A 26,302-nucleotide genomic window follows, 5' to 3' on the forward strand; every position below is an offset into this window, starting at 1 on the left:
GATGAAAGCGCGCCAGAACATGTTCAGGTCCTTCGCGCCGGCGTACTAGGCGACGACGACACTAACGTTGCCGAGGACAGTTGTTTTACATGTGGGAGGGACATGTTCAGTAACAGCATGCTGGCTGGAAGCCAGCTTTCTGGTGCCAAATTTCTGTAGCTCATCTTTTTGTCTCTGCGTGATCGCATGAAGTTGAAAGAGGAGCGAGCATGCCAAACAAGTTGGCTGATGGCGCGTTGCCCGCCTGAATAGGCAGGCAATCTCAAAGATGCACTGACTTTTTCTAGGAATAAATCGAGATCGGATAGGAGTGGGATCGTACGGTAGGCAATTCCGTGAAAGTGTCTGGCTTTTCGATGGTGCAATGACACACGTGTCGCGATGTCGGCTTGCTTGGAGGGAAAAATCGCGTATCGGATGGCAATACAAAAGAGGGCTCAAATTTTTTCTAAAAATCCCTTGAAAACCAAAATCCCCATCCCTAGATCGGTACCAGCAGATGCTCGACGTTGAGGTCTGCGACGAAAACATCGCTTAACTGAAAGGATATTTTTATGCGTACTTTTGATCTCTCCCCCCTGTACCGTACCGCTATCGGCTTCGATCGCCTGGCCCAGATGTTCGACAACGCCCAGCGCGCTGATCAGCCCAGCTATCCGCCGTACAACATCGAACTGGTGGCCGAGGACAAATACCGGATCACCATGGCCGTGGCTGGTTTCGCCCGCAGCGAAATCGACATCGAGACCGAAAACGAAACCCTCAAGATCACCGGCCGCAAGCAGAAGGAAGACAAGCAGGTCAACTTCCTGCATCGTGGCATCGCCGCCCGTGACTTCGAACAGCGCTTCCAGCTGGCCAACCACATCAAGGTGGTCGGTGCCAATCTGGAAAACGGCCTGCTCAACATCGAGCTGGTCCGTGAAATCCCCGAAGCGCTGAAGCCGCGCAAGATCGAAATCGGTGCCGCCGACGACAGCAACGTCCAGCGCCTGGAACGCGCTGCCTGATCGCTTCATTGCAGCAGGGTGCGGCCTTCGACAGCAGGGCCGCACTTCCATCAACCGCCCGTCTCACCGGGCGGTTTTTTGCGTGCGTCACCACGGTTGTGATTGACGACAGTTACCTGCTTGGTTACGTTACACACTTCACCGTACTTCAGTCACCGCTCACGACCCGGCGCGCCCGTACGCCGGACCAGCTGCTCAAAACAAATTGGCACAGGAGCAATATCTTGCGTATATTGCGTCGGCCACAGGGAGAAACGCGTGAACGACCACCGATACCAGCACATCAACCCCGAACCCTTGCTCGATGCCATGGGTGGCGATGCCGCTGCCTGCCGCCACATGTTCGGCACCTTCGCCCAGAGCGCTCCCGCCACCTTCGACCGGCTGGCGCAAGCCATCCGCGCCGATGACGCAGCCCAGGTCAAACGCGAGGCACACAGCCTCAAAAGTATGACCGCCCTGGTCGGGGCCGGCGTGCTGACCGAACTGCTCAAGAGCGTGGAAACCCAGTCCCGCGCCGAACCGCCCCAAAGCGCCCAGCCGCAGCTGCCCGAATTGCAGAGCTTGTTCACCGCCGTTGCCGCCGAAGTGCGCCATTACGTCGACCAGGTCGGCGTGGCGCAATAAAGCCACGCTGCCCGGCGCGTCTTTCCGCATTTTTCGCACTTTTTGCACTTCCCCCCCGCAGACGCCTTCCCTCAGGCCTCCCCCCGTCACATCCTTCATAAATTACCGACTCATCAGTCAGTAACCTGACGTACATCAATCGGGTTTTCAGCAGGGCTCTTCATAATGTGGTCACTCAAGACGAAGCTTTTGACGAAGCTTTCCGTCGCCCCATTTCCTGCCGATGCCGAGAATCACGATGTGCGAACCCTCTCTGCGAATCCGTCCCTTGCTGGCTGCCTTGCCGCTCCTGCTGGCGGCCTGCCAGTCGATGGCGCCGGATTACCAGCGGCCCGCTGCACCGGTGGCGGCGCACTATCCGCAGCAGGCCGATGGCGCAGGTGAAGCCGCACCGGCACTCGGTTGGCAAGCCTGGTTCCGCGATCCGCAACTGCAAGCCCTCATCGCCCAGGCCTTGGCCAACAACCGCGACCTGCGCGCAGCGGCCTTGCGGGTCGAGGAGGCGAGGGCGCTCTACGGCATCCAGCGCGCCGACCTGTTTCCCGCCGTTGGCGCACAGGCAGGCCTGGATCGCTCGCGCACTCCGGCCGACCTCAACCTGACCGGACGCCCGCTGGTCGGCAGTGCCTATCAGGCCGGCGTGGGCCTGAGCACCTGGGAGCTGGACCTGTGGGGCCGCCTGCGCAGCCTGGATGACGCCGCGCTGCAAACCGCGCTGGCCAGCGAAGCCACCCGCCGTGCCGCAGCCCTGAGCCTGGTGGCCCAGGTTGCCGATGCCTGGCTGGAATTGGCCGAGATCGACGAACGCCTGGCCATCGCCCGCGACACCATCGCCAGCCGGCAGGAGAGCTATCGCATCTTTGCGCGCCGGGTCGAGGTCGGTGCCACCTCGCGCCTGAACCTGACCCAGATCGAAACCCTGCTCACGCAAGCCCAGGCCTTGGGCGCACAGCTGGAACAGCAGCGCGCACAACGTTTGAATGCACTCACGCTGCTGGTCGGTTCGCCATTGGAACTGCCAGTCGGCCAGGCGCGGCCGGCACTGGATGCAGTGTTCCCGGCGCTGTCGCCCGGCGCGCCTTCGCTGCTGCTCACGCGCCGCCCCGACGTGGCCGCTGCCGAGCACCGCCTGCAAGCGGCCAATGCCAACATTGGTGCAGCACGCGCGGCCTTCTTTCCCAGCATTTCGCTCACAGGCAACCTTGGCACGGCCAGCGCTGAACTGAGCGGATTGTTCCGCGATGGCAGCCATGCCTGGAGTTTCTCGCCCAGCCTGTCGCTGCCGATCTTCACGGCAGGCCGCCTGCGCAACAACCTGAACCTGGCCGAAGTGCGGCGCGACCTGGCCGTGGCCAATTACGAAAAAACCATCCAGTCCGCCTTCCGCGACGTCGCCGATGCGCTGGCCGCGCGCCAGTGGCTGACCCGCCAGCTCGCCATTGCCGAGACGGCGGTGCAGGTCCAGACCGAGCGGGCGCGCCTGTCCACGCTGCGCTATGACAACGGCGCTGCGCCTTTCCTCGACGTGCTCGATGCCCAGCGCGACCTGCTGAGCGCACGCCAGCAGCGGGTGCAGATCCGGCGTGCGCTGCTGTCGTCATCGGTGGCGCTGTATGCGGCGCTGGGTGGCGACAGCAATGCGCCTGCGGCTTTCCCCCTTTCTTCCGGACCCCGACCATGACGCTCCCTCACGCCAAGAAACCCCTGCTGGCCGCCGCGCTGGCCGTGCTCCTCGCCGGCGGTGCGGCCTATGCCTGGCTGCGCCTGCACCACAGCGGCCCCGGCGAGGGATTCGCCAGCGGCAACGGCCGCATCGAAGCCACCGAAGTGGATGTGGCCACCAAGCTGGGTGGCCGGGTCGATGCCATCCTCGTCAATGAAGGCGACTTCGTCGCAGCCGGCCAGCCGCTGGCCCGCATGCAGGTACTCTCGCTGGAAGCCCAGCGCGACGAGGCCCAGGCGCGCCAGCAGCAATCGGTCTCGGCCGTGGCCAGTGCCGAGGCCCAGGTGGCCGTGCGCGAGAGCGATCATCAGGCCGCATTGGCCCAGGCCGCGCAGCGCGCCAGCGAGCTGGATGCGGCACGGCGTCGCCTGGCGCGCTCGGAGGTGCTGGTCAAGGAAGGTGCCTCCTCGCTGCAGGAAGTGGACGACGATCGTGCCCGCGTGCAGAGCATGGAAGCCGCCGTCACTGCCGCCCAGGCACAAGTGACCGCCGCCCAGGCCGCCGTGGCAGCCGCCCGCACCCAGGTCAGCGGCGCGCGCGCCACGGTCACGGCCGCAGCGGCCACGGTCCAGCGCATCAAGGTCGACATCGACGACAGCACGCTCGTGGCCCCGCGCGCCGGACGCGTGCAATACCGCATCGCTCAGCCGGGCGAAGTGCTGGGCGGGGGCGGCAAGCTGCTCAACCTGGTGGACTTGAGCGATGTCTACATGACCTTCTTCGTTCCCGAGACCGTCGCCGGCAAGCTGGCGCTGGGCGGCGAGGCGCGCATCGTGCTGGACGCCGCCCCGCAATACGTGATCCCGGCGCGTATTTCATTCGTGGCCAGCACTGCGCAGTTCACGCCCAAGACGGTAGAGACCGCCAGCGAGCGGCAGAAGCTGATGTTTCGCGTCAAGGCGCAGATCGATCCGGCGCTGCTGCGCCAGCACCTGACCCTGGTCAAGACCGGCTTGCCCGGCGTGGCCTGGGTGCGGACCGACAATGCGCGTGACTGGCCCGCCACGCTGGCGGTGAAGGTCCCGCAATGACAGAGAGCCTTGGTCAGAGCCTGGTGGCGCGCCTGTCGGGCGTGTCGCTGCGCTATGGCCAGAAGCCGGCCCTGCAGGCGATCTCGCTGGAAATTCCGGCCGGCTGCATGGTCGGCCTGATCGGGCCCGATGGCGTGGGCAAATCCAGCCTGCTGTCGCTGGTGGCCGGTGCACGCGCCCTGCAGGAAGGGGACGTGGAAGTCCTCGGTGGCGACATGCGCCGGGCCGCGCATCGTGAAGCGGTCTGCCCGCGCATCGCCTACATGCCGCAGGGTCTGGGCAAGAATCTGTATCCGACGCTGTCGGTGGAGGAGAACCTGCAATTCTTTGGCCGCCTGTTCGGCCAGTCCGCGCAGGAGCGTCGCCAGCGCATCGATACGCTCACTGCCGGCACCGGCCTGTCGCCTTTCCTGGCGCGGCCGGCGGGCAAGCTCTCCGGCGGCATGAAGCAGAAGCTGGGATTGTGCTGTTCGCTGATCCACGACCCTGACCTGCTGATCCTGGACGAACCCACCACCGGCGTCGATCCGCTCTCGCGTGCGCAGTTCTGGGACCTGATCGCGCACATACGCCAGCAGCGGCCCGGCATGAGCGTCATCGTGGCGACGGCCTACATGGAAGAAGCCGACCGCTTCGATTTCCTGGTAGCCATGGATGACGGCCAGATCCTGGCTACCGGCACGCCTGCCGAACTGCATGCACGCACCGGTACGGCCGCACTGGAAGAGGCCTTCATCGCCTTGCTGCCACCGGATAAGCGGCGCGGCCACCAGCCAGTGCAGGTGACACCGCTGGATCCGGCGCGGCAAGCCGAGATCGCCATCGAAGCGCGCGGACTGACCATGCGCTTCGGAGACTTCGTGGCGGTGGATCATGTGGACTTCCGCATCCGGCGCGGCGAGATCTTCGGATTCCTGGGCTCCAACGGCTGCGGCAAATCCACCACCATGAAGATGCTGACCGGCCTCCTGCCTGCCAGTGAAGGCCAGGCCTGGCTGTTCGGCCAGGCCGTCGATCCGCGCGACATGGCTACGCGGGCGCGTGTGGGCTACATGTCGCAGGCCTTTTCGCTGTATGGCGAACTGAGCGTGCGCCAGAACCTGGTGCTGCATGCACGGCTGTATCGCGTGCCGCAGGAGCAGATCGCGGCGCGCACAGAAGAGATGGCGCAGCGCTTCGGCCTGCAGGAGGTGATGGACAGCCTGCCCGAGAGCCTGCCGCTGGGCATCCGCCAGCGGCTCTCGCTGGCCGTGGCGATGGTGCACAAGCCGGAGCTGCTGATCCTGGATGAACCGACTTCGGGCGTGGACCCGATCGCGCGCGACCTGTTCTGGCAATTGATGATCGATCTCGCGCGGCGCGACCAGGTGACGATATTCATCTCCACCCATTTCATGAACGAGGCCCAGCGCTGCGACCGCATCTCGCTCATGCACGCCGGCCGCGTGCTGGTCAGCGCTACGCCGGAGGAACTGATCCGCCAGCGCGGGTCGGCTAATTTGGAACAAGCCTTCATCGGGTACCTGGAAGAAGCGGCCGGGAAGGGCGCAATGACGCCTGCGCCTGATGTAAAAGTCACATCGGCCCGGAACCACGCGCCAGCTGGCAACAGCCGCCTGCGCACCAGCCTGGGCCGCGCCCTCAGCTACAGCCAGCGCGAGAGCCTGGAGCTGCGGCGCGACCCGGTACGCGCCACCCTGGCCTTGCTGGGCACGGTGATCCTGATGTTCATCATCGGCTATGGCATCAACCTCGACGTGGAAAACCTCAGCTACGCCGTGCTCGACCGCGACCAGGCCGGCCTGAGCCAGAACTATGCGCTGAACCTGTCGGGTTCGCGCTACTTCATCGAGCAGCCGCCCATCCGCGATTACCAGGACCTGGACCGCCGCATGCGCAGCGGCGAGATCTCCCTGGCCATTGAAATCCCGCCCGGCTTCGCCCGCGATATTGCGCGGGGCAAGCCGGTGGAAGTGGGGGCCTGGGTCGATGGTGCCATGCCCACGCGCGCCGAGACCGTGCGCGGCTATGTGCAGGGCATGCATCAGCTGTGGCTGGCCGACATCGTCACGCACCGGCTGGGCCAGCGCCTGGCGCAGCCCGCCACGATCGAGACGCGCTATCGCTACAACCCGGACGTCAAGAGCCTCCCGGCCATGGTGCCGGCCATCATCCCGCTGCTGCTGATGATGATCCCAGCCATGCTGACGGCGCTGTCGGTGGTGCGCGAGAAGGAGCTGGGCTCCATTCTCAACCTCTACGTCACGCCGGTCACGCGCACTGAATTCCTGCTGGGCAAGCAGCTGCCTTATCTGGTGCTGGGCATGCTCAATTTCGCCATGTTGACCCTGCTGGCCGTGACCGTGTTCGGGGTGCCGGTCAAGGGCAGTCTCTTCACGCTGACGCTGGCGGCGCTGGTCTTCATCATCTGCTCGACCGGCTTCGGGCTGCTGGCCTCGACCTTTACGCGCAGCCAGATTGCGGCCCTCTTCGTGACCATGATCGGCACCATCATTCCCTGCGTGCAGTTCGCCGGACTGTTGAATCCGGTCTCTTCGCTCGAAGGCATGGGTGCGCTGATCGGACAGGTCTATCCGGCCACGCATTTCCTCACCATCAGCCGTGGCGTGTTCAGCAAGGCGCTGGCGGTGGGTGACCTGGGGGCCTCGTTCTGGCCGCTGGTGCTGGCGGCCCCCGTGATCCTGGGGTTGTCGGTGTGGCTGCTGAAGAAGCAGGAGCAATGAGATGCGCCGCGCGCCTGCCAGCCTGTCCAACATTTTTCGTCTTGGCGTCAAGGAGCTGTGGAGCCTGCTGCGCGATCCGGCCATGCTGGTGCTGATCGCCTACACCTTCACGCTCTCCATCTATGTGGCCGCCACGGCCATGCCGGAGAGCCTGCACAATGCCGCCATCGCCATCGTCGACAACGATGGCTCGCCGCTGTCGGCACGCATTGCGTCCTTGTTCTATCCCCCGCATTTCAAGGTGGCCCGGCTGGTGACGGCGCGGGAGGCTGATGCCGGGCTCGATGCGGGCGACTACACCTTCGTCTTGGACATCCCGGCGGATTTCCAGCGTGACGTGCTGGCCGGACGCGCGCCGGCGGTCCAGCTGAACGTGGATGCCACGCGCATGAGCCAGGCTTTCACCGGCAACAGCTACATCCAGCAGATGGTCAGCAACGAGGTCACGCAATTCGTGCGGCGTAGCGAGGCCGCTGGCGATGCGCCGGTGGGACTGGCCTTGCGCATGCGCTTCAATCCCAACCTGGAGCAATCCTGGTTCGGTTCGCTCATGGAGATCATCAACAACGTCACCATGCTCTCCATCATCCTGACGGGGGCGGCACTCATCCGCGAGCGCGAGCACGGCACCATCGAACACCTGCTGGTGATGCCGGTGAGTCCGGCCGAGATCATGCTGGCCAAGGTGTGGGCGATGGGCTCGGTCGTGGCACTGGCGGCCTTGATGTCTTTGCTGCTGATCGTGCGGGGCGCCTTGCAGGTGCCCATCGAGGGCTCGCTGGCGCTGTTCATGCTGGTGACGGTGCTGCATCTGTTTGCCACTACCTCGATGGGCATCTTCATGGCCACGTTGGCGCGTTCGATGCCGCAGTTCGGGATGCTCACCGTACTGGTGCTGTTGCCGCTGCAATTGCTGTCGGGCGGCTCCACGCCGCGCGAGAGCATGCCTGTACCGGTACAGGACATCATGCTGGCCGCCCCGACGACACATTTTGTCGCGGCGGGGCAAGCCATACTGTACCGGGGCGCTGGCCTGGAAGTGATCTGGCCGCAACTGCTGGCCATCCTGGCAATTGGCCTGGTCCTGTTTGTAGCTGCACTGGGCCGGTTCAGAAAGACCATCAGCCAGATGGCGTGATGGAGGAGGGCGCGCGCAGCTGCGCTGCCCACATGACTAGCGATGCAATCAACCGGGAGAAATCATCATGGACTTCAACAGCCCCTCAACCTGGATACCGCTCATCAGCATCGCGCTGCTGCTGATCGGCTACGGCCAACGCGCGCAACGCTGGGCACCTTATTGCATGCTGGCGGGGGCGTTTGGATTGCTGGGGGTGTTGGTGTATCGGGTATCGGTGGCGATTGGGTGACGAGTTTTCAAGAGCCGGCATCACCATAGGCTTCGCTGATGGCGCGCAGTGCCAGCAACGCGGCAGGGAGGTCATCCGGACTGTCCAGTGGCTCCACAGCGGCCTTCAGGTACTCGATGGCCAGTACAGGGTTCGCGCGCAGTTCGGCGATTTCACGCTCGTGGTGAGAAACCGCAGCCTTGATCTTGTTCATGGTTGACTCACTGATGTAGCCTGTTGCTGGCATAAATCATTTAAATAATATTTCCGGTCATCATTGGCAGGCGCGGGGCCTTGCAGATCTTCGTTCGGGAGTCGCTTGAAAGAAGACCAATGTTTCCGTGGCAGTGATACGAATCCGCTTTGGCACAGGGCTGGAATCACTTGCGGGTTTTCGCCACAACGCAGGTCATTGTTGATGACACAGCGTTCAGCCTCGGCGATGCCCAGTGCGGGGAGTGGGTCCTCTGAAATTACCATGAGGCTGTATTCGATATCCGGATAAACCTGCTTGCTATGCAGTCTCCAATATTTCTCGTGAAGGCTGCAGGCATACATCGCGAGGGCCGGTAGCAGGACGGTGGCTGCCAGTGCCACGGCAACCAGCATGGTATTGGCGACCGTTTGCCGTGTCTTTTTGAGCAGAAGATGGCCGATAAGGGGAAATGTGATGGAACATCCCAGCGCCCACAGCAGCGGGTCGTCCGGGCAACTTTCTCCGCAATTCGTGATGAAGGCGGTATTGAGCGCTCCCACAGAAACTCCGCACCCAATGCCCACGGTGCTCAGTAATGGAAATGCAAAGCAACTTTTCATCTGGTCACTAAAAAAGAGAGTTTGCATTGCCCTGCCGAGATTTGAATAGAAGATACAGTTCCTGAATCAAAGCGCGTCGCTTAGCCGCTTACAGAGCTCAGAGGCTGTATCCATTCTGCAATTCAGGTTGGCATAGTCTGATTCCGCGTGCCTCCCCTCGCATTCCTTGAGATCAGTCCATTCGTGGAAGTAATCCTCGGCACTGCCCCCCGGGAAATTTGCTTTCGTGCCATCGGCAGACCAATAGAACACTTCGTCTCCCATGGCCACCGCCACCAGCGAGTTGGCTTCCAGACCGGGGACGATTTGAGTGGTGGAGTCCCGGATGATCTTGCCTGTACGCAGATCGGTAATCGTATAAAACGCATCCCCGGACGCCAGCAGGAACCAGCGATAAGGGTCAGTCCAGTACCAGCGCTCGCCTCCCCGGAAATTGTATTCGGCGAGCGCGCAGGTGCCTGCGGGATTGACTGAGATGGAGATGGGCGGATAGTGTGGCCGGACCAGCGTGCTGTATTTGCGCAGGGTGCCGTAGCAGAGCAACAGCACTATGGCCGCTGCAAGGAGATAGTTCATCGGGCGCGCCATTACGCCTCACTCATCAGAGGTCGGTGGGCCGCAAATTGATGGGCGCGGAGGGGAAAGATGTAGCGTAATCGAGCGACGGGGCTCTTGGATTTGTCCGGGATTCTATCTTTCACTGGGGTGTTTCTCATCTTGCACGCTCCTCGCTTTCAACACTGAGCGCGCATTCTCCCCAGCAGGCGTTGGCTCTTCCACGCCAACACCCAAAACTCCACCCCGCATTCGAAATGCTTCGACCACCCCTTGCCCACGAAGCAATCAGTTGTGCAAGCCATCAAAAAAATCGCCCCCTGCCAAACTGCGCATGAACTGACCCCATAAAGTTGGACGGTCAACAGCCGGTTAAGGCCTAAAGGACTGAGTTCTGTATTGCACAGGGCTCAGTCCTTTTAATTTGCTCTTGATGCGGTGGTGGTTGTAGTAGTGCATGTACTTGCGCAACTCGATCTGTAACTGCTCGATGCTGGAGAAGCGAGTCAGGTAAAAACACTCCGACTTGAGCGTGCCGAAGAAGCTTTCCATGGCTGCATTATCCAGGCAATTCCCTCTACGCGACATACTCTGCTTAATACCGTTTTCGGCCAAGGTGCGCCGGTAAGCGTGCATCTGATATTGCCATCCCTGATCCGAGTGCAGCATGGGGCGACGTGTCCCCTTCAAGGTCGAGATTGCCTTCTTGAGCATGCTGTCGACCATCTGGAACTGGGGTGAACGACTCGTCTGATACGACACGATCTCGCCGTTGTACAAGTCCATGACAGGCGACAGATAAAGCTTCTCTCCACCGACTTTGAATTCAGTAACATCCGTTACCCACTTCTCTCCGAACCGCTCTGCCTTGAATTTCCTCTGAAGCAAGTTCTCCACATGAGCGTGCCCAGGGCCGCGATACGACCTGTATTTCTTCGGCCTCACCAGCGACTTCAAGCCCAATTGGCTCATCAGGCGCTGCACCGTCTTGTGATTGATCAGTTGGCCTGCCTGCTTGAGCGTGTCCGTGACGCGGCGGTAGCCATACCTGCCTTTGTGCCGGTCATAGATCTTGCGGATGCGCGATTTCACGGCCGCGTATTTGTCGCCTGCTTCCTGCGCCTTGATCTGGTAATAGAATGTGCTGCGCGCCAATCCGGCCACCTTCAGCAGAACAGGCAACTTGTGGTGTGGCCTCAATTCCTGGACGAGTCGCGCTGCTTTTGCGCAGCCGCTTGCTCTGTCTGAATCAAGGCCCGACGCTTTTTTAGGTAATCAACCTCCGCACGCAGATACTCGATTTCATCGAGCAATTCTTCGCGTGGGCGCATGTCGTCTTTCCTTGTGGGCTTTGCGGGAATCTTGGGCTTCATCATCATTGAGCGTCCTTTCGGCTTCGGCTGCAATCCAGCCAGGCCGTGCTCATGATACAGGCGCTCCCACCGACTGACCGTCCCGCAGCCGCGAAGTCCGTACATAGCCTCCACTTCCCGCTGTGATAACTGATCCTGCTTCATTCGCGTCAATACCGATAGCTTGAACTCGGCACTATAGTGCTCGTGCTTCTTGATCAGTCCCGCTACGCCATGATGTCGGTAGCTCTGGACCCACCGCTGAACTATGCTGTGCTTCAGACCATATTCCTTGGCAAGCCCTCTGGCACTACCTCCCGCTAGATATTTCTGTACCACTTCCTGCTTGAACTTCTCATCGTACTTCGCCATGAAAAACACCCCAAAGGTTGGATTTATGTCCAACTTTTGGGGTGCAGTTCAGCAGGGGGCGACTTCACCGCAAAAAGAAACCGGGCATCAACCCTGCGAACGCAACCCCGTCGCCTTGATGCGCGATTCCAGCACGCGGCCCTTGCGTGCGCGCTTGCCCACGTGCGCCAGCAGCTTCTCGCCGCTCAAGGCAATCTCCTTGGGCTTGCTCATGTTGCCGGTGCCATGGACTACGACACCCTTCTGGCTGATGGCCTGGGCAGCGACCAGCTTTTCGTTCTTTTCCAGCTCCATCAGGTTCACGCCACGGCCACCGGAAGACAGCGTCTTCATCTCGTCCAGGCCAAACACCAGCAGGCGGCCATTGGCCGACACGCAGGCCACGGCGCTGGCATCGGCCGCCACCGGCGTCGGTGCCAGCGGCAGCGCACCCTCATCGAGCGTGAAGAAGCTCTTGCCGCCCTTGACGCGGCCAAACATGTCGGACGCCTTGGCAATGAAACCGGCCGCCGCATCAGAGGCCAGCAACAGCGTGGTATCGGCCGGACCGGCAAAGTAATGCTGGATGTTGCTGCCGCTGGCCAGTTCGATCAGCGTGGTCACAGGCACGCCATCGCCACGCGCATTGGGCAACGCATTGACCGCAATCGTGTAGACCCGGCCGTTGGAGCCGAAGGCCAGCAGGTTGTCCACGGTGCGGCATTCAAACGCGCCATACAGGCTGTCACCGGCCTTGAAGGTGAACTGCGTCGCATCGTGGCCATGGCCGGTGCGCGCGCGCACCCAGCCCTTCTGAGAAATGATCACCGTCACCGGCTCATCGATCACCTTCTGCTCGAAGGTGGCGCGCTCGGCTTCTTCGATGATGGTGCGGCGGGCATCGCCGTAGGTCTTGGCGTCGCCTTCGATTTCCTTGATGACCAGACGCTTCATCGAGGACGGATTGTCCAGCAGGTCCTGCAGCGTGGTCTTCTCGTTGCGCAGTTCGGCCAGTTCCTGCTGGATCTTGATGGCTTCCAGTCGCGCCAATTGGCGCAGGCGGATTTCCAGGATGTCTTCGGCCTGGCGCTCGGAGAGCTTGAAGGCGTCCATCAGGGCCGGCTTCGGTTCGTCCGATTCGCGGATGATCTTGATGACCTTGTCGATGTTCAACAGCACCGCTTCCCGGCCTTCCAGGATGTGGATGCGGTCGTTGACCTTCTGCATGCGGAACTGCGTGCGGCGCGTCACCGTGTCGAAGCGGAAGCTGATCCACTCGGTGAGGATGTCGGTGAGGTTCTTCTGGCGCGGACGGCCATCGCCGCCGATCATCACCAGGTTCAGCGAGGCACTGGTCTCCAGCGAGGTCTGCGCCAGCAGCGTGTTCATGAACTCGGTCTGGTCCTGGTTCTTGGACTTCGGCTCGAACACCAAACGCACCGGCGCTTCGCGGCCGGACTCGTCGCGCACTGCATCGAGCAGGCCCAGGATGGCCGCCTTCTGCGCCTGCTGTTCGGGCGTCAGCGACTTCTTGCCCAGCTTCAGCTTGGGGTTGGTCAGTTCTTCGATTTCTTCCAGCACGCGCTGTGAGGAAACGCCCGGCGGCAGTTCGGTGATGACCGCCTGCCACTGGCCGCGCGCCAGGTCTTCGATCTTCCAGCGTGCGCGCACCTTCAGGCTGCCACGGCCGCTCTGGTACATCTCGGCGATGGTCGACTTCGGGGTGATGATCTGGCCGCCACCGGGGAAGTCCGGGCCGGGGATCAGTTCCATCAGCTCGGCGTGCGTGATCTTGGGATTGCGGATCATCGCCACGGCCGCCTTGGCCACTTCGGTCAGGTTGTGCGAGGGGATTTCAGTGGCCATGCCCACGGCAATGCCGGAGGCACCGTTCAACAGCAGGAAGGGCAGGCGCGCCGGCAGGAGGCGCGGCTCTTCGGTGGAGCCATCGTAGTTGGGCTGGAAATCCACCGTGCCCATGTCGATTTCATCGAGCAGCAATTTGCTGATGGGCGTCAGGCGTGCTTCGGTGTAGCGCATCGCCGCTGCGCCATCGCCATCGCGCGAACCGAAGTTGCCGTGGCCGTCGATCAAGGGATAGCGCAGCGAAAAATCCTGCGCCATGCGCACCAGCGCGTCATACACCGACTGGTCGCCGTGCGGGTGCAGCTTGCCCAGCACGTCGCCGACCACGGCGGCGGACTTGCGCGGTTTGGCCGCCGAGTTCAGCGACAGTTCGTTCATCGCATAGAGGATGCGGCGCTGTACCGGCTTCTGGCCGTCAGCCACGTCGGGCAGGGCGCGGCCCTTGACCACCGAGATCGCGTAATCGAGATAGGCGCGTTCGGCGAAGGTGGACAGCGTCAGCGATTCGCCATCGGGCGCAGCCGGGGCTTGGTCAAAGAGGGTCGGTTGATCGGTCATGGAGCTTGTCTTGTTGTGTTCGTATTGACTGGGTTAATCGTTGATGGCGGGCTCGCGCGGCGGCAGCGTCACCTTCAGGCGCGCATTGCCGCCGGCATTGGCGCTGCCGCGCTCGCCTGCGGCCAGGCGCAGTGCGCCCGCGGGCCGGTACAGTTCATAGAACCGCGACACCAGCCGCACATAGCCCTGTGTCTCGGGATAGGGCGGGATCTTGTTGCCATACTTCTGCACCGCGCCTTCCCCGGCGTTGTAGGAGGCAATGGCCAGTTCCACATGCTGCGGGAACATCGCCATCAGATCGCGCAGGTAGCGCGCGGCCAGGCGGATGTTGATCTTCGGATCGGTTAGCTTCTGGTGCAGCGTCTTGCGGCGATCCCCCTGCAGGCCGTAACGCTCGGCCGTATCGGGCAGGATCTGCATCAGGCCCACCGCACCCTTGCTGGAGACGGCCGTGGCATTGAAGCCGGATTCGGCCGTCATGACGGCCTTCAGCAGCGCCGCATCCAGGCCGAATTCGCTGGCCGCTTCGGTGAGCAGGCTGTCGTACTTGCGCGCATCGCGATGGGCCAGCATGGTCTTGACGAAAGGCGGATCGGCCGGGGTCACCGCTTCCTTGCTGCCGGGATGGTTGAGCAGCGTTGCACTGCTGGCCATGAGCTTGTCCGGGTCGTCCAGGGTCTGGGCATAGAAGTGCACCGCGCCATCGGCATCGGTGTACCGGTACACAATGGTCTTGGGCTTCTTTGCGGCGGCAGCCGTACCGGTACTGTCCCGGCCACTGTCCGCTGCTTCCACCCGCATGTGCTGTACACCATCGGCATCGGTGTACCGGACCACTTGCTGCGACTGTACCGGTCCGGCACAGAGCAGCGCCGCCGCACCCAAAAGGGAGGCGAGAGCGCTGGTGTGCAGGAACGCGGGGCGGCGCATGTCAGATGTCCGCTTCGGCTTCGTTGCCGTGCTCTTCGATCCAGGCGCGGCGGGACGCCGCTTCGCCCTTGCCCATGAGCATGTTGAAACGCTCTTCGGAGGTCTGCACGCCAGGCTCGCCGAAGCTGATCGGCAGCAGGCGGCGGGTGTCCGGATTCATGGTGGTTTCCCACAGCTGCTCGGCATTCATCTCGCCCAGGCCTTTGAAGCGGGAAATGCTCCAGGCACCTTCCTTCAGGCCATCCTTGCGCAGCTTGTCTTCGATGGCTTCGAGTTCGCCATCGTCCAAGGCGTAAAGCTTCTGCACCGGCTTCTTGCCGCGTGCCGGAGCATCCACGCGATAGAGCGGCGGGCGCGCCACGCAGATGTGGCCGTTCTCGATCAGCTTGGGGAAGTGACGGAAGAACAGCGTCAGCAACAATACCTGGATGTGCGAGCCGTCCACGTCCGCGTCCGAGAGGATGCAGATCTTGCCGTAACGCAGGCCGGAGAGATCCGGCGTGTCGTTGATGCCATGCGGATCGACGCCGATGGCCACGGCGATATCGTGGATTTCATTGTTGGCGAAGAGGCGGTCGCGCTCGGTTTCCCAAGCGTTCAGGACCTTGCCGCGCAAGGGCAGGATGGCCTGGAATTCCTTGTCGCGGCCCATCTTGGCGGAGCCGCCGGCGGAGTCGCCCTCCACCAGGAAAATTTCATTGCGCGTCACATCCGAGGATTCGCAATCGGTCAGCTTGCCCGGCAGCACGGCCACGCCTGAAGATTTCTTCTTTTCGACCTTTTGCGCCGAGCGCAGGCGGCTTTGGGCCTGCTTGATGACCAGCTCGGCCAGCTTCTTGCCGTATTCCACGTGCTGGTTCAGCCACAGCTCCAGCGCCGGACGCGAGTAACCGGCGACCAGTCGCACGGCATCGCGCGAGTTCAGTCGTTCCTTGATCTGGCCCTGGAATTGCGGATCCAGCACCTTGGCCGAGAGCACGAAGGAGACGCGCGCAAACACGTCTTCGGCCAGGAGTTTGACGCCCTTGGGCAGCAGCGAATGCATTTCCGCAAAACTCTTGACGGCCGAGAACAGGCCTTCGCGCAGGCCCGATTCGTGGGTGCCGCCGTTGGAGGTGGGGATCAGGTTGACGTAGGATTCGCGCACCACGGCACCTTCTTCGGTCCAGGCCACCACCCAGGAGGCGCCTTCGCCCTCGGCGAAGCCTTCGGCATCCTTGCCGGCGAACTGTTCGCCTTCGAACAGCGGGATCAACGTTTCGCCGCTGCCGGTCTGCGCCAGTTGCTCCATCAGGTAGCCGCGCAGGCCTTGATCGTACTGCCAGTTCTGGGTGTCGCCGGTTTTGGCGTTGATCAGCGTGACCTTCACGCCCGGCAGCAGCACCGCCTTGGAACGCAGCAGGCGCTGCAGCTCGCCCAGCGGAATGGTGGCCGAGTCGAAATACTTGGCGTCCGGCCAGACGGTCACGCGGGTGCCGGACTTCTTGTCCTCGCGAGTGGCGGGGCGCGACTTCAGTTTCTCGATGACGTCGCCGCCCGAGAAGGCCAGCGTGTGCACGCCGCCTTCGCGCCAGACCGTGATTTCCAGGCGCGTGGCCAGCGCATTGGTGACCGAGACGCCCACGCCGTGCAGGCCGCCGGAGAAGGCGTAGGCGCCGCCCGACCCCTTGTCGAACTTGCCGCCCGCATGCAGGCGGGTGAAGACGATCTCGACGGTCGGGACCTTTTCTTCCGGGTGCAGGCCGACAGGGATGCCGCGGCCATCGTCCTCGACGCTGACGCTGCCGTCGGCGTTGATGGTGACGATGATGCTCTTGCCGTAGCCGCCCAGCGCTTCGTCGGAGGCGTTGTCGATCACTTCCTGGAGGATGTGCAGCGGATTCTCGGTGCGCGTGTACATGCCCGGACGCTGCTTGACCGGCTCCAGTCCCTTGAGGACACGGATCGATGATTCACTGTAATCGGACGGGGTTGTTTTTTTGGTTGCCATGCAGATGAGTGGTCGTGGCTGATGCCGGAGGGTTGTTGTCTGTTCGTCCAGCGCAGCGGCTCGCCAAGGGGCCATCTTGCGCTGCAAAAGCGCATTCTAATGAAAATTCCGTGGATTCGGCGTCTGGCAAGGCGGATTGTTCCCTACCGGGCAGGACTTGTCGGTAACAGCATGTAAATGCGGCTAAAAGCGCGCACAAAAAAGGCTTGCGCGCACGCAAGCCTTGTCAGGGGAGCAAAATTCCGGATCAGGCGGCCAATAGTCCTTCCACCGCCATGGCGATCGCCAGCAGGCGCTTGTCCTCGCCGCCGGCCGCCGCCAGCGACAGTCCGACCGGGGCAGTGCCGGGCGCATGGCAGGGCAGGGAGACGGCGCAGCCATCGAGGAAGTTGATCAGCGTCGGGTTGCGCAGGATCTTGCCGTTGGCGGCGTAATAGGCATCGTCGCTGGCTTGCAGCTCGGCAATACGCGGCGCCACGATGGGTACGGTCGGCATCACCAGCGCATCGTAACCGGCCAGTTGCGCCTGCACTTCGGCGATCCAGCGCGGGCGGGCGTGCAGCACATCGAGCAGGTCGGCGGCGCTCATGTCCTTGCCGCGCAGGATGCGCGAGACCACGCGCTGGTCATAGCCGCCGGCGTTCTCGGCAATCAGGGCGCGATGCCAGGCGTAGGCTTCGGCAGCGGTGAAGCCGCCCTTGGCATTGATGGCGGCCAGGGCGTTGAAGGCCGGCACTTCGGCTTCGACGATGACGGCACCGGCGGCGCGGAGTTTGTCCAGCGCGGCGCGATAGGCCTTGCCGACGGTCTCGTCCATGGCGTCCAGCACCACATTGGTCGGGGCCAGCAGGCGCAGGCCGCGCAGCGGATGGGCGACTACGGACACATAGGCTTCACCGGCCAGTACAGCGTCCATGATGGCGCAGCACTCTACCGATACAGCCAGCGGGCCAATCGAGTCCAGGTAAGCGGACAGTGGCAGTACACCTTGCATGGACACCCGTGCGGCCGTGGGCTTGAATCCGGTCAGGCCGTTCAGTGCCGAGGGGATGCGCACGGATCCGCCGGTATCGGACCCGACCGCGGCGAAGGCCATGCCATCGGTCACCGAGATGGCCGCGCCGGAAGAAGAACCGCCGGGAATGCGGCCGCCTTCGATATTGCGCTCCCAGGTGTTTTGCGGCGTGCCGTAATGCGGATTGATGCCCAGGCCCGAGTAGGCGAACTCGGTCATGTTGGTCTTGCCGATGACGATGGCACCGGCCTTGAGCAGGTTCTGCACCACCGCCGCATGTTCGGTGGCAGCGGGCTTGCCGCGCAGGACGACGGAGCCGGCCAGCGTGGTTTCGCCGGCGACATCAAACAGATCCTTGACCGAGACCGGTACACCTTCCAGCGGCGAGCGACACAGTTTGGCCGCGCGCAGGGTATCGGAAGCACGGGCGGCGGCGCGCGCCTGCTCGGCGTAGACGCTGGTGAAGACGCGCGCGCCTTCGCCCGCCGGATCGGCGATGCGGGCCAGGGCTTGTTCGGTCAGTTGCAGGGAAGTGATGCGGCCGGCATCGAGGTCGGCGGCCAGTTGGGAGAGTGTGCTCGGCATGATGAGGGAGTCGGTGTGGTCGGAGGACAAATTCGCAGATGCGCAAGTATCGCATTGCCTGGCGCATCCAACAAAGGCGCATGGGCGGCCTCTTGGGCCGCCCCGTGGAATCAGGCCACCTCGGCCAGCGACTCGGCCACGTAATGGTGGCGCAGGGCGCGTTGGCGGCGCGGGTCGAACAATTCCATCGTGAAGGATGCCGCAGGACGGATGCCGCCGATGGCACCCACGGTGCCGCAGGTCATGCCGCAGCCCTCGGGCAGGGTGGCGCCGCCTTGCGTGAAGCGCGCGATCAGGTCGCCGGGCGTACGCAGCGAGGCAAGCGTACCTTCCTGGTAGAGCTTGGTGGCACCGTCTTCCTCGATCCAGGAGCGGATCACCAGTTCATCCCAGTACTCGGCCACGTCCGACAGCTTCCACGCGCTGCTGCCCACGGGCTTGACGCAGGCCTGCTTGGAGAAGGCCACGCTGTGCGCTTCCAGCTTGCGGTCGGTGTGGTCGGAGGCAATCGAGACATACAGCTCGCCGCCGCTGTTGAAGACGAAGGTCTCCACTTCACCGGACGACGCCTCGCCCAGCACCTGCACCTGCGCGGCCTGCGAGAGCTGGTTGGCCGAGACGCGGTAGAACAGCGGCACCGCGCTGGGACGCGAGATGCCCAGCGCTTCCAGTTCTTCGATGTGATGCTCGATGGCCGCCATGTCGCGGCCGGCCCAGCCGGCGATGACCAGGGTATCGATGTCGGCGTGGAGGGGGGATTGGTCGGGGAGGGTAAAGGTCAGCTTCATGAGTATTTATTCCAACAGGTTGAATCAATGGTTGAAGCGCTATGCACTTCTTCTTCCGTTCGGACTGAGTAGCTGCGCAGCAGCGTATCGAAGGCGCTACGGCAGCCACGCCTTCGATACGATCCTTCGGATCTACTCAGTTCGAACGGAAGGGGGGGAACGGAATAGGAAAAGTCAGAAGAGCATTTGATTTGCCTTCAATGCTTCTTGACGAACACCACCACCAGGAAGCTGGCGAGGAATTCGAGCGCGGCCACGAAATACAGGCCGGAGGAGAGCGACCCGGTGCTGGTCTTCAATGCGCCGATCATGTAAGGGGCGACGAAGCCGGCCAGGTTGCCGATGGAGTTGATGAGAGCGATGCCGCCGGCGGCTGCCGTGCCGGCCAGGAAGGCGCCGGGAATCGACCAGAACACCGGGAAGGCCGCCAGGATGCCGATGGCTGCCAGCGTCAGCGAGCACAGGGCCAGCGTCGCATTGCCCAGCGTCATGCCGGTGGCGATCAAGCCGATGCAGGCGATGAGCGTGGCGATGGCGCTGTGCAGGCGGCGCTCGCCGGTCTTGTCGGAGTGGAAGCCGTTCCATACCATCGCCAGCGTGCCGGCCACGAAGGGGATGGCCGAGATCAGGCCGATCTGCAGGTTACCCTTGACGCCGATTTCCTTGATGATGGACGGTGCCCAGAAGGCGATGGTGGCATTGCCGCTGACCACGCAGAAATACACGGCGGCGCAAATCCAGACGCGGTAGTTGGCACAGGCATCTTTGAAGGAAAAATGCTTGCCCGGTGCGCTGTTCTCGGCGGCCAGCACTTGTGTGACAGCAGTTTTTTCAGCCTCGCTCAGCCACTTGGCGTTGGCCGGTTTTTCCGGCAGCCAGGCCAGCACGGCGAAGCCCGCCAGGATCGACGGAATGCCTTCGATGATGAAGAGCCATTGCCAGTTGGCCAGATGGCCCACGCCTTCCATGCTGCTCATGATGAGCCCGGCAATCGGGCCACCGACTGCACCGGCGATGGCAAAGGAGGTCATGAAGAGGCCATTGACGCGGGCACGGCGCTTGGCCGGGAACCAGTAGGTGAGATACAGCACCACACCGGGGAAGAAGCCCGCTTCAAAGATGCCCAGCAGGAAGCGCAGCACATAGAAACTGGTCGGCGTGGTGACGTAGGCCATGGCCATCGAGGCCAGACCCCAGAGGATGGTGATGCGCGCCAGCGTCTTGCGGGCGCCGATCTTTTCCAGCAGCAGGTTGCTTGGCACTTCAAAAAGGAAATAGCCGATGAAGAAGATCCCGGCGCCCAGGCCATACACCGCCTCCGAGAACTGCAGGTCCTGCAGCATCTGCAGCTTGGCGAAGCCGACGTTGACGCGATCGATCCAGGCCAGCACGAACAGGAAGACCAGGAAAGGAATCAGGCGCCAGGCGATCTTGCCATAGGTCGCCTCGAGGCTGGCACTGCTGCTGGCCGGGGGCGCCGCGGTGGCCGCAGCGGATGGGGAATACGACATGGAAAACCTCCTCAAGTGTGGCCGGCGTCCGTGTGACGGCGCCGTGTTGTGTTCTGCATGGATGGGATGGGAGCGGCGGCAAGCACTGCAGGGCCGGGCATGTTCCGGTGCCAGCCCGAAGGCGCCGGTCTGAATTCAGTATGGGGATGCAGGGCGGGCGCTGTCCAACAAGAAAATCTGAACGGCCTTGATTGAAAAATCTTATGAGCAAAAGCAGGGCGCTGTTTGCTTCAGGATGGTGCTGTCCAAGCTTGCCCGCGCATCGGCACGCAGGGCAGCCTGCAGGCGGGAGGACGGCCGATCTCAGCCGAGCGGGGCGGGCAGCCGCGCGATCTCCTGGCCCCAATTGAGTGCGAAGTCGGACGCCGTTTCCTGCGCGATGCGGGCCACTGTTTCAGTCAGCGGATTCTCATGGTCCGAGCGGAAGCAGGCGATCAGCGCCAGTGCCGGGAACTCGGTATCCACGCGCAGCAGGTGCAGGCTCTCTTCGTTGAGTTCGCGCTGGATGATGGCCGGCGGCACCGCCGTGATGCCGAAGCCATCCGTGGCCAGGCGGATCATGGTGGCCACCGAGGCGATGCAGTTGATGTGCAATGTGCGCTCACCCCGCTCGCTGCCCGAGAACAAGCGCTCGATGACTGCATGCGGCCCCGAATTGCGGGCGAAGCTGATGATGGGGAAGGCCGCCAGGTCCGCCAGCGACAGCGTCTCGCTGCCGATGTCGAGCTTGGGGCTGCCGACCCAGCGCATGGGGAATTCGCACAGCGCGATATTGCTGACCTGCGGCCCGATCACCGGTTCGGCCTGCAGCACCAGGTCCAGGTTGCTCTTGCTGAACTGTTCGTGCAGGTGGATGGTGGTGTCGCTGACGATCTCGATCTGCAGGCGCGGAAAGGCCTTGTGAAGGCGTCCGAGAAAATCCGGAAACCAGCTGTGCACGATGGATTCGATCACCCCGATGCGAATGACGCCGGCAAACACTTCGCGGTCGGACATGTCGTCCTTCATCTCGCGCATGAGCTTGACCATGCGCTCGGCATACACCAGCGCCTTGCTGCCATCGGCGGTCAGCGCCACCTCGCGCGCGCTGCGGTCGAACAGGCGCACGCCGAAATCCTGTTCGAGCGAAGCGATGCGGCTGGAGACAGCCGCCTGCGTGGTGTGCAGCCGCTCGGCCGTGAGCCGGAAATTGCGCAAGCGGGCCAGCCAGACGAAGGTTTCTAGGAAGCGGATATTCATGAGCGGGCAGGGCGGAGTGAAGGGGCGTATTTTATCGCCTTCAGGTCGTGATCCAGGCTGTCATTTTTGGTGCACTGCGCAATGAATCTTCGTTCATCTGGCGCACATCTGGTGCATTTCATGCGGGCTATCGCGTGCTTCTGGTGCGTTATAAGGATATTCGGTTTTTGAAAGTATTTTTTCTTTACTCGCCGCGAAAATGAAAATATATTTACATTTTTTTCGGCGGGACTGATGCAAATGACAAGTCCTGCGCGATGATAAATACGCCCGCATCAGCGGGCGCAACAGCACAAGAACATTGCAAGAACAGTGGTGGCAGGGCGCTCTGCAAATGAAATAAATGATTTAAACGATTTATTTTTTTTGCGTTTTTTTGCAGAGGGCAGTGAATTCAATGACGACGGGGTAGCGGGCGGTGACACAACAGCCGAAGAACATCAGTTTGCAGGGAGCCGGTGCGGTAGCACAGGCCGTGGGCAAGCTGTATCCGCAATTGTCCAAGTCGCACCGCAAGACGGCGGACTACGTGCTGGGCAACCCCTTCCGCGCCGCCACCATGACCATCGACGAACTGTCGGAAGCGGCCGGCATTTCGGTGGCCACCGCCAACCGCTTCGCCCATGCACTGGGCTTCGACGGTTATGCCTCGTTCCGCGCCGCACTGGTCTCGGATTTCGCGACCACCCTGGCGCCCGTGGAAAAACTGCGCGAGCAGGTGCAGCGCACCGCCACCAGCGCCGAGATCATGGCCGCCGCCTTCGATAGCGACATCGCCAACATCGAGGCCACGCGCCGCATGCTCACGCCGGAACACTGCGAGCAGGCGGTCGACATGATCCTCTCGGCGCAGCGCATCTTCATCACCGGCTTCGGTGCCTCAGCCTATCTCTCCGGCCTGATGGCCCATACGCTGGAACCCTATGTGCGCACCGTCAGTTCGGTGGCCATGGCAGGCGGCCCCTCGCAGGCGGCGCGCCAGTTTTTCAAGCTCGACAGCGATGACCTGGTGATTGCGATGGTCTTCCCGCGCTATGCGGCCGACACTGTCTGGCTCACCCAGCGCGCGGTGGAGAAGGGCGCACGCGTGATCGCACTCACCGACACGCCCGGATCGCCGCTGGTGCCGCTGGCCGACGTCGCCTTGTATGCCCAGACCGATGGCCGCCTCGCGCCCACTTCCGATGCGGCCGCACTGATCCTGATCCAGGCCCTGTGCGATGCCGTGGCACATCGCGCACGCCGCTCGGTGCAGGCCGCCACGCAAATGGCTGAATTCGTGCTGCCTTGGCTGTACCTGGCCCAGCAGCAACAGCGCGCCGGCACCACGCCGGTCGGCAAGCCCGCGCGGGCGGCCGCCAAGCGCGCCCCAACCAAAGGAAAGACCAACGCATGACCACTCCGGTAATTGCCATCCACGGCGGCGCAGGCACCATCACGCGCGCTTCGCTTTCGGCCGAGGACGAGGCCCGCTATCACCAGGCGCTGTCCGACATCGTCGCCGCCGGCCAGGCCGTGCTCAATGCCGGCGGCTCGGCACTGGAAGCCGTCACCGAAGCCGTGCGCCTGCTGGAAGACTGCCCGCTTTTCAACGCCGGCCATGGTGCCGTCTACACCAGCGAAGGCAAGCATGAGCTGGACGCCTGTGTCATGAATGGTGCCGACCTCTCCTCGGGCGCGGTGGCCTGCGTGACCAAGCTGCGCAACCCTATCCTGGCCGCACGCACGGTGATGGAAAAGAGCGAACACGTGCTGCTGGTCGGCCCTGCCGCCGAAGCCTTTGCCGCGCGCCACGGTGCCGTCACGGTCGAACCCGCTTACTTCCATACCGATGCCCGCCACGAACAATGGCAGCGCGTACGCGGCCAGTCGCGCGCCATGCTGGACCACGATGCCTCTTCCTTCGCCTTCGCGGAGAAAGCCGCCGAGCCCAAGGAACCCATCGATCCGGACAACAAGTTCGGCACCGTCGGTGCCGTCGCACTGGACCAGTTCGGCAACCTCGCTGCGGCCACCTCGACCGGCGGCATCACCAACAAGCAGCCTGGCCGCGTAGGCGATTCGCCCATCATCGGCGCCGGCTGCTATGCCAACAACGCCACCGTGGCCGTGTCGGCCACCGGCACCGGCGAAGCCTTCATGCGCACCGCCGCCTGCTACGACATCGGCGCGCGCATGGCCTATGCCGGCCAGTCGCTGGAAGAAGCCAGCCGCGCCGTGGTCTTCGAGACCCTGCCCAAGGTGGGCGGACGCGGTGGCGTCATCGCCATCGACCGCCACGGCAACCTGGCCTTGCCCTTCAATACCGAAGGCATGTATCGCGCCTGGGGCTGTGGCGAACTGGCCCCGGTCACCGCCATTTACGCAGCACCGGCCTGAAGCGGCCGAGCAGGAGAGAATCAAGATGCAACAGTCCCAACGCGTGCTGGATGTCCGTCAGCTCAATGTCCGCTTTGCCACCTCCGAACGAACGGTCGATGCGGTGCGCGACCTGTCCTTCCACGTCAACCAGGGCGAGACCCTGGCCATCGTCGGCGAATCGGGCTCGGGCAAGTCTGTGTCGTCGCTGGCCATCATGCGCCTGATCGAACACGGTGGTGGCAAGATCGCCAGCGGCAGCATGCAGTTCCTGCGCCGCAGCGGCCAGTCGCTGGACCTGGCGCAGGCTGACAACGCCACCATGCGCAGCATCCGGGGCGCGGAGATCGCCATGATCTTCCAGGAACCGATGACCTCGCTCAATCCGGTCTTCACCGTCGGCGAGCAGATTGCCGAATCGATCCGCCTGCACCAAGGCATGAGCCGCGCCGCCGCCCAGGCCGAGGCGCTGCGCATGCTGGAGATGGTGCGCATTCCCGAAGCCAAACGCGTGCTGGGTCGCCATCCGCACCAGCTCTCCGGCGGCATGCGCCAGCGCGTGATGATCGCCATGGCCTTGTCGTGCAAGCCCTCTCTGCTCATTGCCGACGAACCGACCACGGCCCTGGATGTGACCATCCAGGCCCAGATCCTGCAACTGATCCGTTCGCTGCAGCAGGAGATGCAGATGGGCGTGATCTTCATCACCCACGATATGGGCGTGGTGGCCGAAGTGGCCGACCGCGTGGTAGTGATGTGCCGTGGCGAGAAGGTCGAAGAGAACGAGGTCAAGCAACTCTTTGCCGCTCCTGCGCATCCCTACACCCAATCGCTGCTGGCGGCCGTGCCGCGCCTGGGCTCCATGCGCGGTACCGACAAGCCGCTGCGCTTCGGCATTGCGCCGCAGGCCGAGGTACGTCCCGACCTGATCGCCAGCGAACTGCAGGCCCAGGCCGAGATCGCCGCGCAGCGCCAACCCATCCTCAAGGTGCGCGACCTGACTACCCGCTTCGACGTCAAGAGCGGCATCTTCGGCCGCGTCAAGCAGCGCGTGCATGCGGTCGAGAAGGTGAGCTTCGATCTCTATTCCGGCGAGACCCTGGCCATCGTCGGCGAATCCGGTTGCGGCAAGTCCACCACCGGGCGCTCGCTGCTGCGCCTGGTCGACATCGCCGGCGGCAAGGTCGAGTTCGGCGGCCGCGACCTGGCGCAATTGCCGCGTTCGGAATTGCGCGAGCTGCGCCGCGACATCCAGTTCATTTTCCAGGATCCCTTCGCGTCGCTCGATCCGCGCATGACCGTCGGCTACTCCATCATGGAGCCGATGCTGGTGCACGGCCTGAAGGAGGGGGCGCAGGAACGCGTGGATGCGCTGCTGACCCGCGTGGGCCTGACGCCCGAGCATGGCCAGCGCTATCCGCATGAATTTTCCGGTGGCCAGCGCCAGCGCATCTGCATCGCCCGCGCCCTGGCGTTGAATCCCAAGATCGTCATTGCTGATGAATCGGTGTCGGCACTGGACGTGTCGATCCAAGCCCAGATCGTCAACCTGATGCTGGACCTGCAGGCCGAGCTGGGCATCTCCTTCATCTTCATCTCGCACGACATGGCGGTGGTGGAGCGCATCAGCCATCGGGTAGCGGTGATGTACCTGGGCCAGATCGTGGAGATCGGACCGCGCCGCGCCATCTTCGAAAATCCCCAGCACCCGTACACGCGCAAGCTGATGGCGGCCGTGCCGGTGGCCGATCCGACCCTGCGCCAGCCGGGCAAGAAACTGATGACCGATGAAATTCCCAGCCCGATCCGGCTGGTGGGCGATGAGCCCAAGGTGGAGCCGCTGCGGGAAGTGGCTCCGGGGCACTTCGTGGCCCAGCACCGTATTGCCGGCGCTTTTTGAGCGC

Annotated in this window: 21 protein-coding genes; 10 read left to right on the top strand and 11 right to left on the bottom strand. The window is 63.1% G+C overall.

What is annotated here, in order from left to right; genetic code table 11:
- The first annotated feature begins 554 nt into the window (after positions 1-554).
- From E2K99_RS09230 to E2K99_RS25485, 7 genes are all read left to right on the top strand, one after another.
- Entirely contained in the window at positions 555-1,010 is a 456-nt protein-coding gene (locus tag E2K99_RS09230; RefSeq protein ID WP_039786560.1) for an Hsp20 family protein, read from the top strand.
- Positions 1,011-1,268: 258 nt separating this feature from the next.
- On the top strand, positions 1,269-1,637 hold the full coding sequence (locus E2K99_RS09235; protein ID WP_134222026.1) for an Hpt domain-containing protein: 369 nt from the start codon (positions 1,269-1,271) through the stop codon (positions 1,635-1,637).
- A gap of 238 nt (positions 1,638-1,875) precedes the next feature.
- Entirely contained in the window at positions 1,876-3,318 is a 1,443-nt protein-coding gene (locus E2K99_RS09240; protein ID WP_205703766.1) for an efflux transporter outer membrane subunit, read from the top strand.
- On the top strand, positions 3,315-4,391 hold the full coding sequence (locus E2K99_RS09245) for an HlyD family secretion protein (protein ID WP_134222027.1): 1,077 nt from the start codon (positions 3,315-3,317) through the stop codon (positions 4,389-4,391). The genes E2K99_RS09240 and E2K99_RS09245 overlap by 4 nt, the downstream gene beginning before the upstream one ends.
- On the top strand, positions 4,388-7,135 hold the full coding sequence (rbbA, locus tag E2K99_RS09250) for a ribosome-associated ATPase/putative transporter RbbA (protein ID WP_134222028.1): 2,748 nt from the start codon (positions 4,388-4,390) through the stop codon (positions 7,133-7,135). The genes E2K99_RS09245 and rbbA overlap by 4 nt, the downstream gene beginning before the upstream one ends.
- A 1-nt stretch (position 7,136) precedes the next feature.
- Positions 7,137-8,273: an ABC transporter permease gene (locus tag E2K99_RS09255; protein ID WP_121039314.1), complete on the top strand. Its 1,137-nt coding sequence runs from the start codon at positions 7,137-7,139 to the stop codon at positions 8,271-8,273.
- A 67-nt stretch (positions 8,274-8,340) separates the two neighbouring features.
- Positions 8,341-8,505, top strand: a complete 165-nt coding sequence (locus E2K99_RS25485; protein WP_157845743.1) for a hypothetical protein — start codon at positions 8,341-8,343, stop codon at positions 8,503-8,505.
- Between the two features lie 7 nt (positions 8,506-8,512).
- Here the strand turns inward: E2K99_RS25485 and E2K99_RS09260 are convergent, their stop codons facing one another.
- From E2K99_RS09260 to E2K99_RS09310, 11 genes are all read right to left on the bottom strand, one after another.
- On the bottom strand, positions 8,513-8,698 hold the full coding sequence (locus tag E2K99_RS09260) for a hypothetical protein (RefSeq protein ID WP_205703767.1): 186 nt from the start codon (positions 8,696-8,698) through the stop codon (positions 8,513-8,515).
- Positions 8,695-9,327, bottom strand: coding sequence for a hypothetical protein (locus tag E2K99_RS09265; protein WP_134222029.1), 633 nt, complete (start codon positions 9,325-9,327; stop codon positions 8,695-8,697). The genes E2K99_RS09260 and E2K99_RS09265 overlap by 4 nt, the downstream gene beginning before the upstream one ends.
- 39 nt (positions 9,328-9,366) lie before the next feature.
- Positions 9,367-9,876 carry a hypothetical protein gene (locus tag E2K99_RS09270; protein ID WP_134222030.1) on the bottom strand — a complete coding sequence of 170 codons (510 nt, stop codon included), beginning with the start codon at positions 9,874-9,876 and terminating at the stop codon, positions 9,367-9,369.
- A gap of 351 nt (positions 9,877-10,227) precedes the next feature.
- Positions 10,228-11,579, bottom strand: a protein-coding gene (locus E2K99_RS09275; RefSeq protein WP_134220985.1) for an IS3 family transposase whose coding sequence is annotated in 2 segments (ribosomal slippage) — positions 10,228-11,073 and positions 11,076-11,579 — 1,350 coding nt in all. Because the reading frame shifts where the segments join, the coding sequence is not laid out codon by codon here.
- Between the two features lie 87 nt (positions 11,580-11,666).
- Positions 11,667-13,982: a DNA topoisomerase IV subunit A gene (gene parC, locus E2K99_RS09280; RefSeq protein WP_134222031.1), complete on the bottom strand. Its 2,316-nt coding sequence runs from the start codon at positions 13,980-13,982 to the stop codon at positions 11,667-11,669.
- 33 nt (positions 13,983-14,015) lie between these two features.
- A complete protein-coding gene (locus E2K99_RS09285; protein ID WP_134222032.1) occupies positions 14,016-14,912 on the bottom strand; it encodes a lytic transglycosylase domain-containing protein in 897 nt (298 codons plus the stop codon).
- 1 nt (position 14,913) lies between these two features.
- The gene (locus E2K99_RS09290) at positions 14,914-16,902 is read right to left on the bottom strand and encodes a DNA topoisomerase IV subunit B (RefSeq protein ID WP_134222033.1); all 1,989 of its coding nucleotides are present in this window, start codon (positions 16,900-16,902) and stop codon (positions 14,914-14,916) included.
- Between the two features lie 247 nt (positions 16,903-17,149).
- Positions 17,150-18,502 carry an amidase gene (locus tag E2K99_RS09295; protein ID WP_134222034.1) on the bottom strand — a complete coding sequence of 451 codons (1,353 nt, stop codon included), beginning with the start codon at positions 18,500-18,502 and terminating at the stop codon, positions 17,150-17,152.
- Positions 18,503-18,612: 110 nt separating this feature from the next.
- Entirely contained in the window at positions 18,613-19,290 is a 678-nt protein-coding gene (locus tag E2K99_RS09300; RefSeq protein WP_134222035.1) for a DUF2848 domain-containing protein, read from the bottom strand.
- Between the two features lie 197 nt (positions 19,291-19,487).
- A complete protein-coding gene (locus tag E2K99_RS09305; RefSeq protein WP_134222036.1) occupies positions 19,488-20,801 on the bottom strand; it encodes an MFS transporter in 1,314 nt (437 codons plus the stop codon).
- Between the two features lie 303 nt (positions 20,802-21,104).
- Positions 21,105-22,040 (bottom strand): LysR family transcriptional regulator, encoded by a 936-nt coding sequence (locus tag E2K99_RS09310; RefSeq protein ID WP_039786540.1) that lies wholly within the window; start codon positions 22,038-22,040, stop codon positions 21,105-21,107.
- 418 nt (positions 22,041-22,458) lie between these two features.
- Here E2K99_RS09310 and E2K99_RS09315 point away from each other — a divergent pair, with 418 nt between their 5' ends.
- Genes E2K99_RS09315 through E2K99_RS09325 form a run of 3 tightly spaced genes read left to right on the top strand, consistent with a single transcriptional unit; the run spans position 22,459 to position 26,298 of the window.
- Positions 22,459-23,436 (top strand): MurR/RpiR family transcriptional regulator, encoded by a 978-nt coding sequence (locus E2K99_RS09315; RefSeq protein WP_121039338.1) that lies wholly within the window; start codon positions 22,459-22,461, stop codon positions 23,434-23,436.
- Positions 23,433-24,419 carry an isoaspartyl peptidase/L-asparaginase family protein gene (locus E2K99_RS09320; RefSeq protein ID WP_134222037.1) on the top strand — a complete coding sequence of 329 codons (987 nt, stop codon included), beginning with the start codon at positions 23,433-23,435 and terminating at the stop codon, positions 24,417-24,419. Before E2K99_RS09315 ends, E2K99_RS09320 begins: the two co-directional genes overlap by 4 nt.
- Before the next feature lie 25 nt (positions 24,420-24,444).
- A complete protein-coding gene (locus tag E2K99_RS09325) occupies positions 24,445-26,298 on the top strand; it encodes a dipeptide ABC transporter ATP-binding protein (protein ID WP_121039344.1) in 1,854 nt (617 codons plus the stop codon).
- Positions 26,299-26,302 lie beyond the last annotated feature (4 nt).

Source organism: Herbaspirillum huttiense, assembly GCF_004367745.1.
GTDB classification, from domain to species: Bacteria; Pseudomonadota; Gammaproteobacteria; order Burkholderiales; family Burkholderiaceae_D; genus Herbaspirillum; species Herbaspirillum huttiense.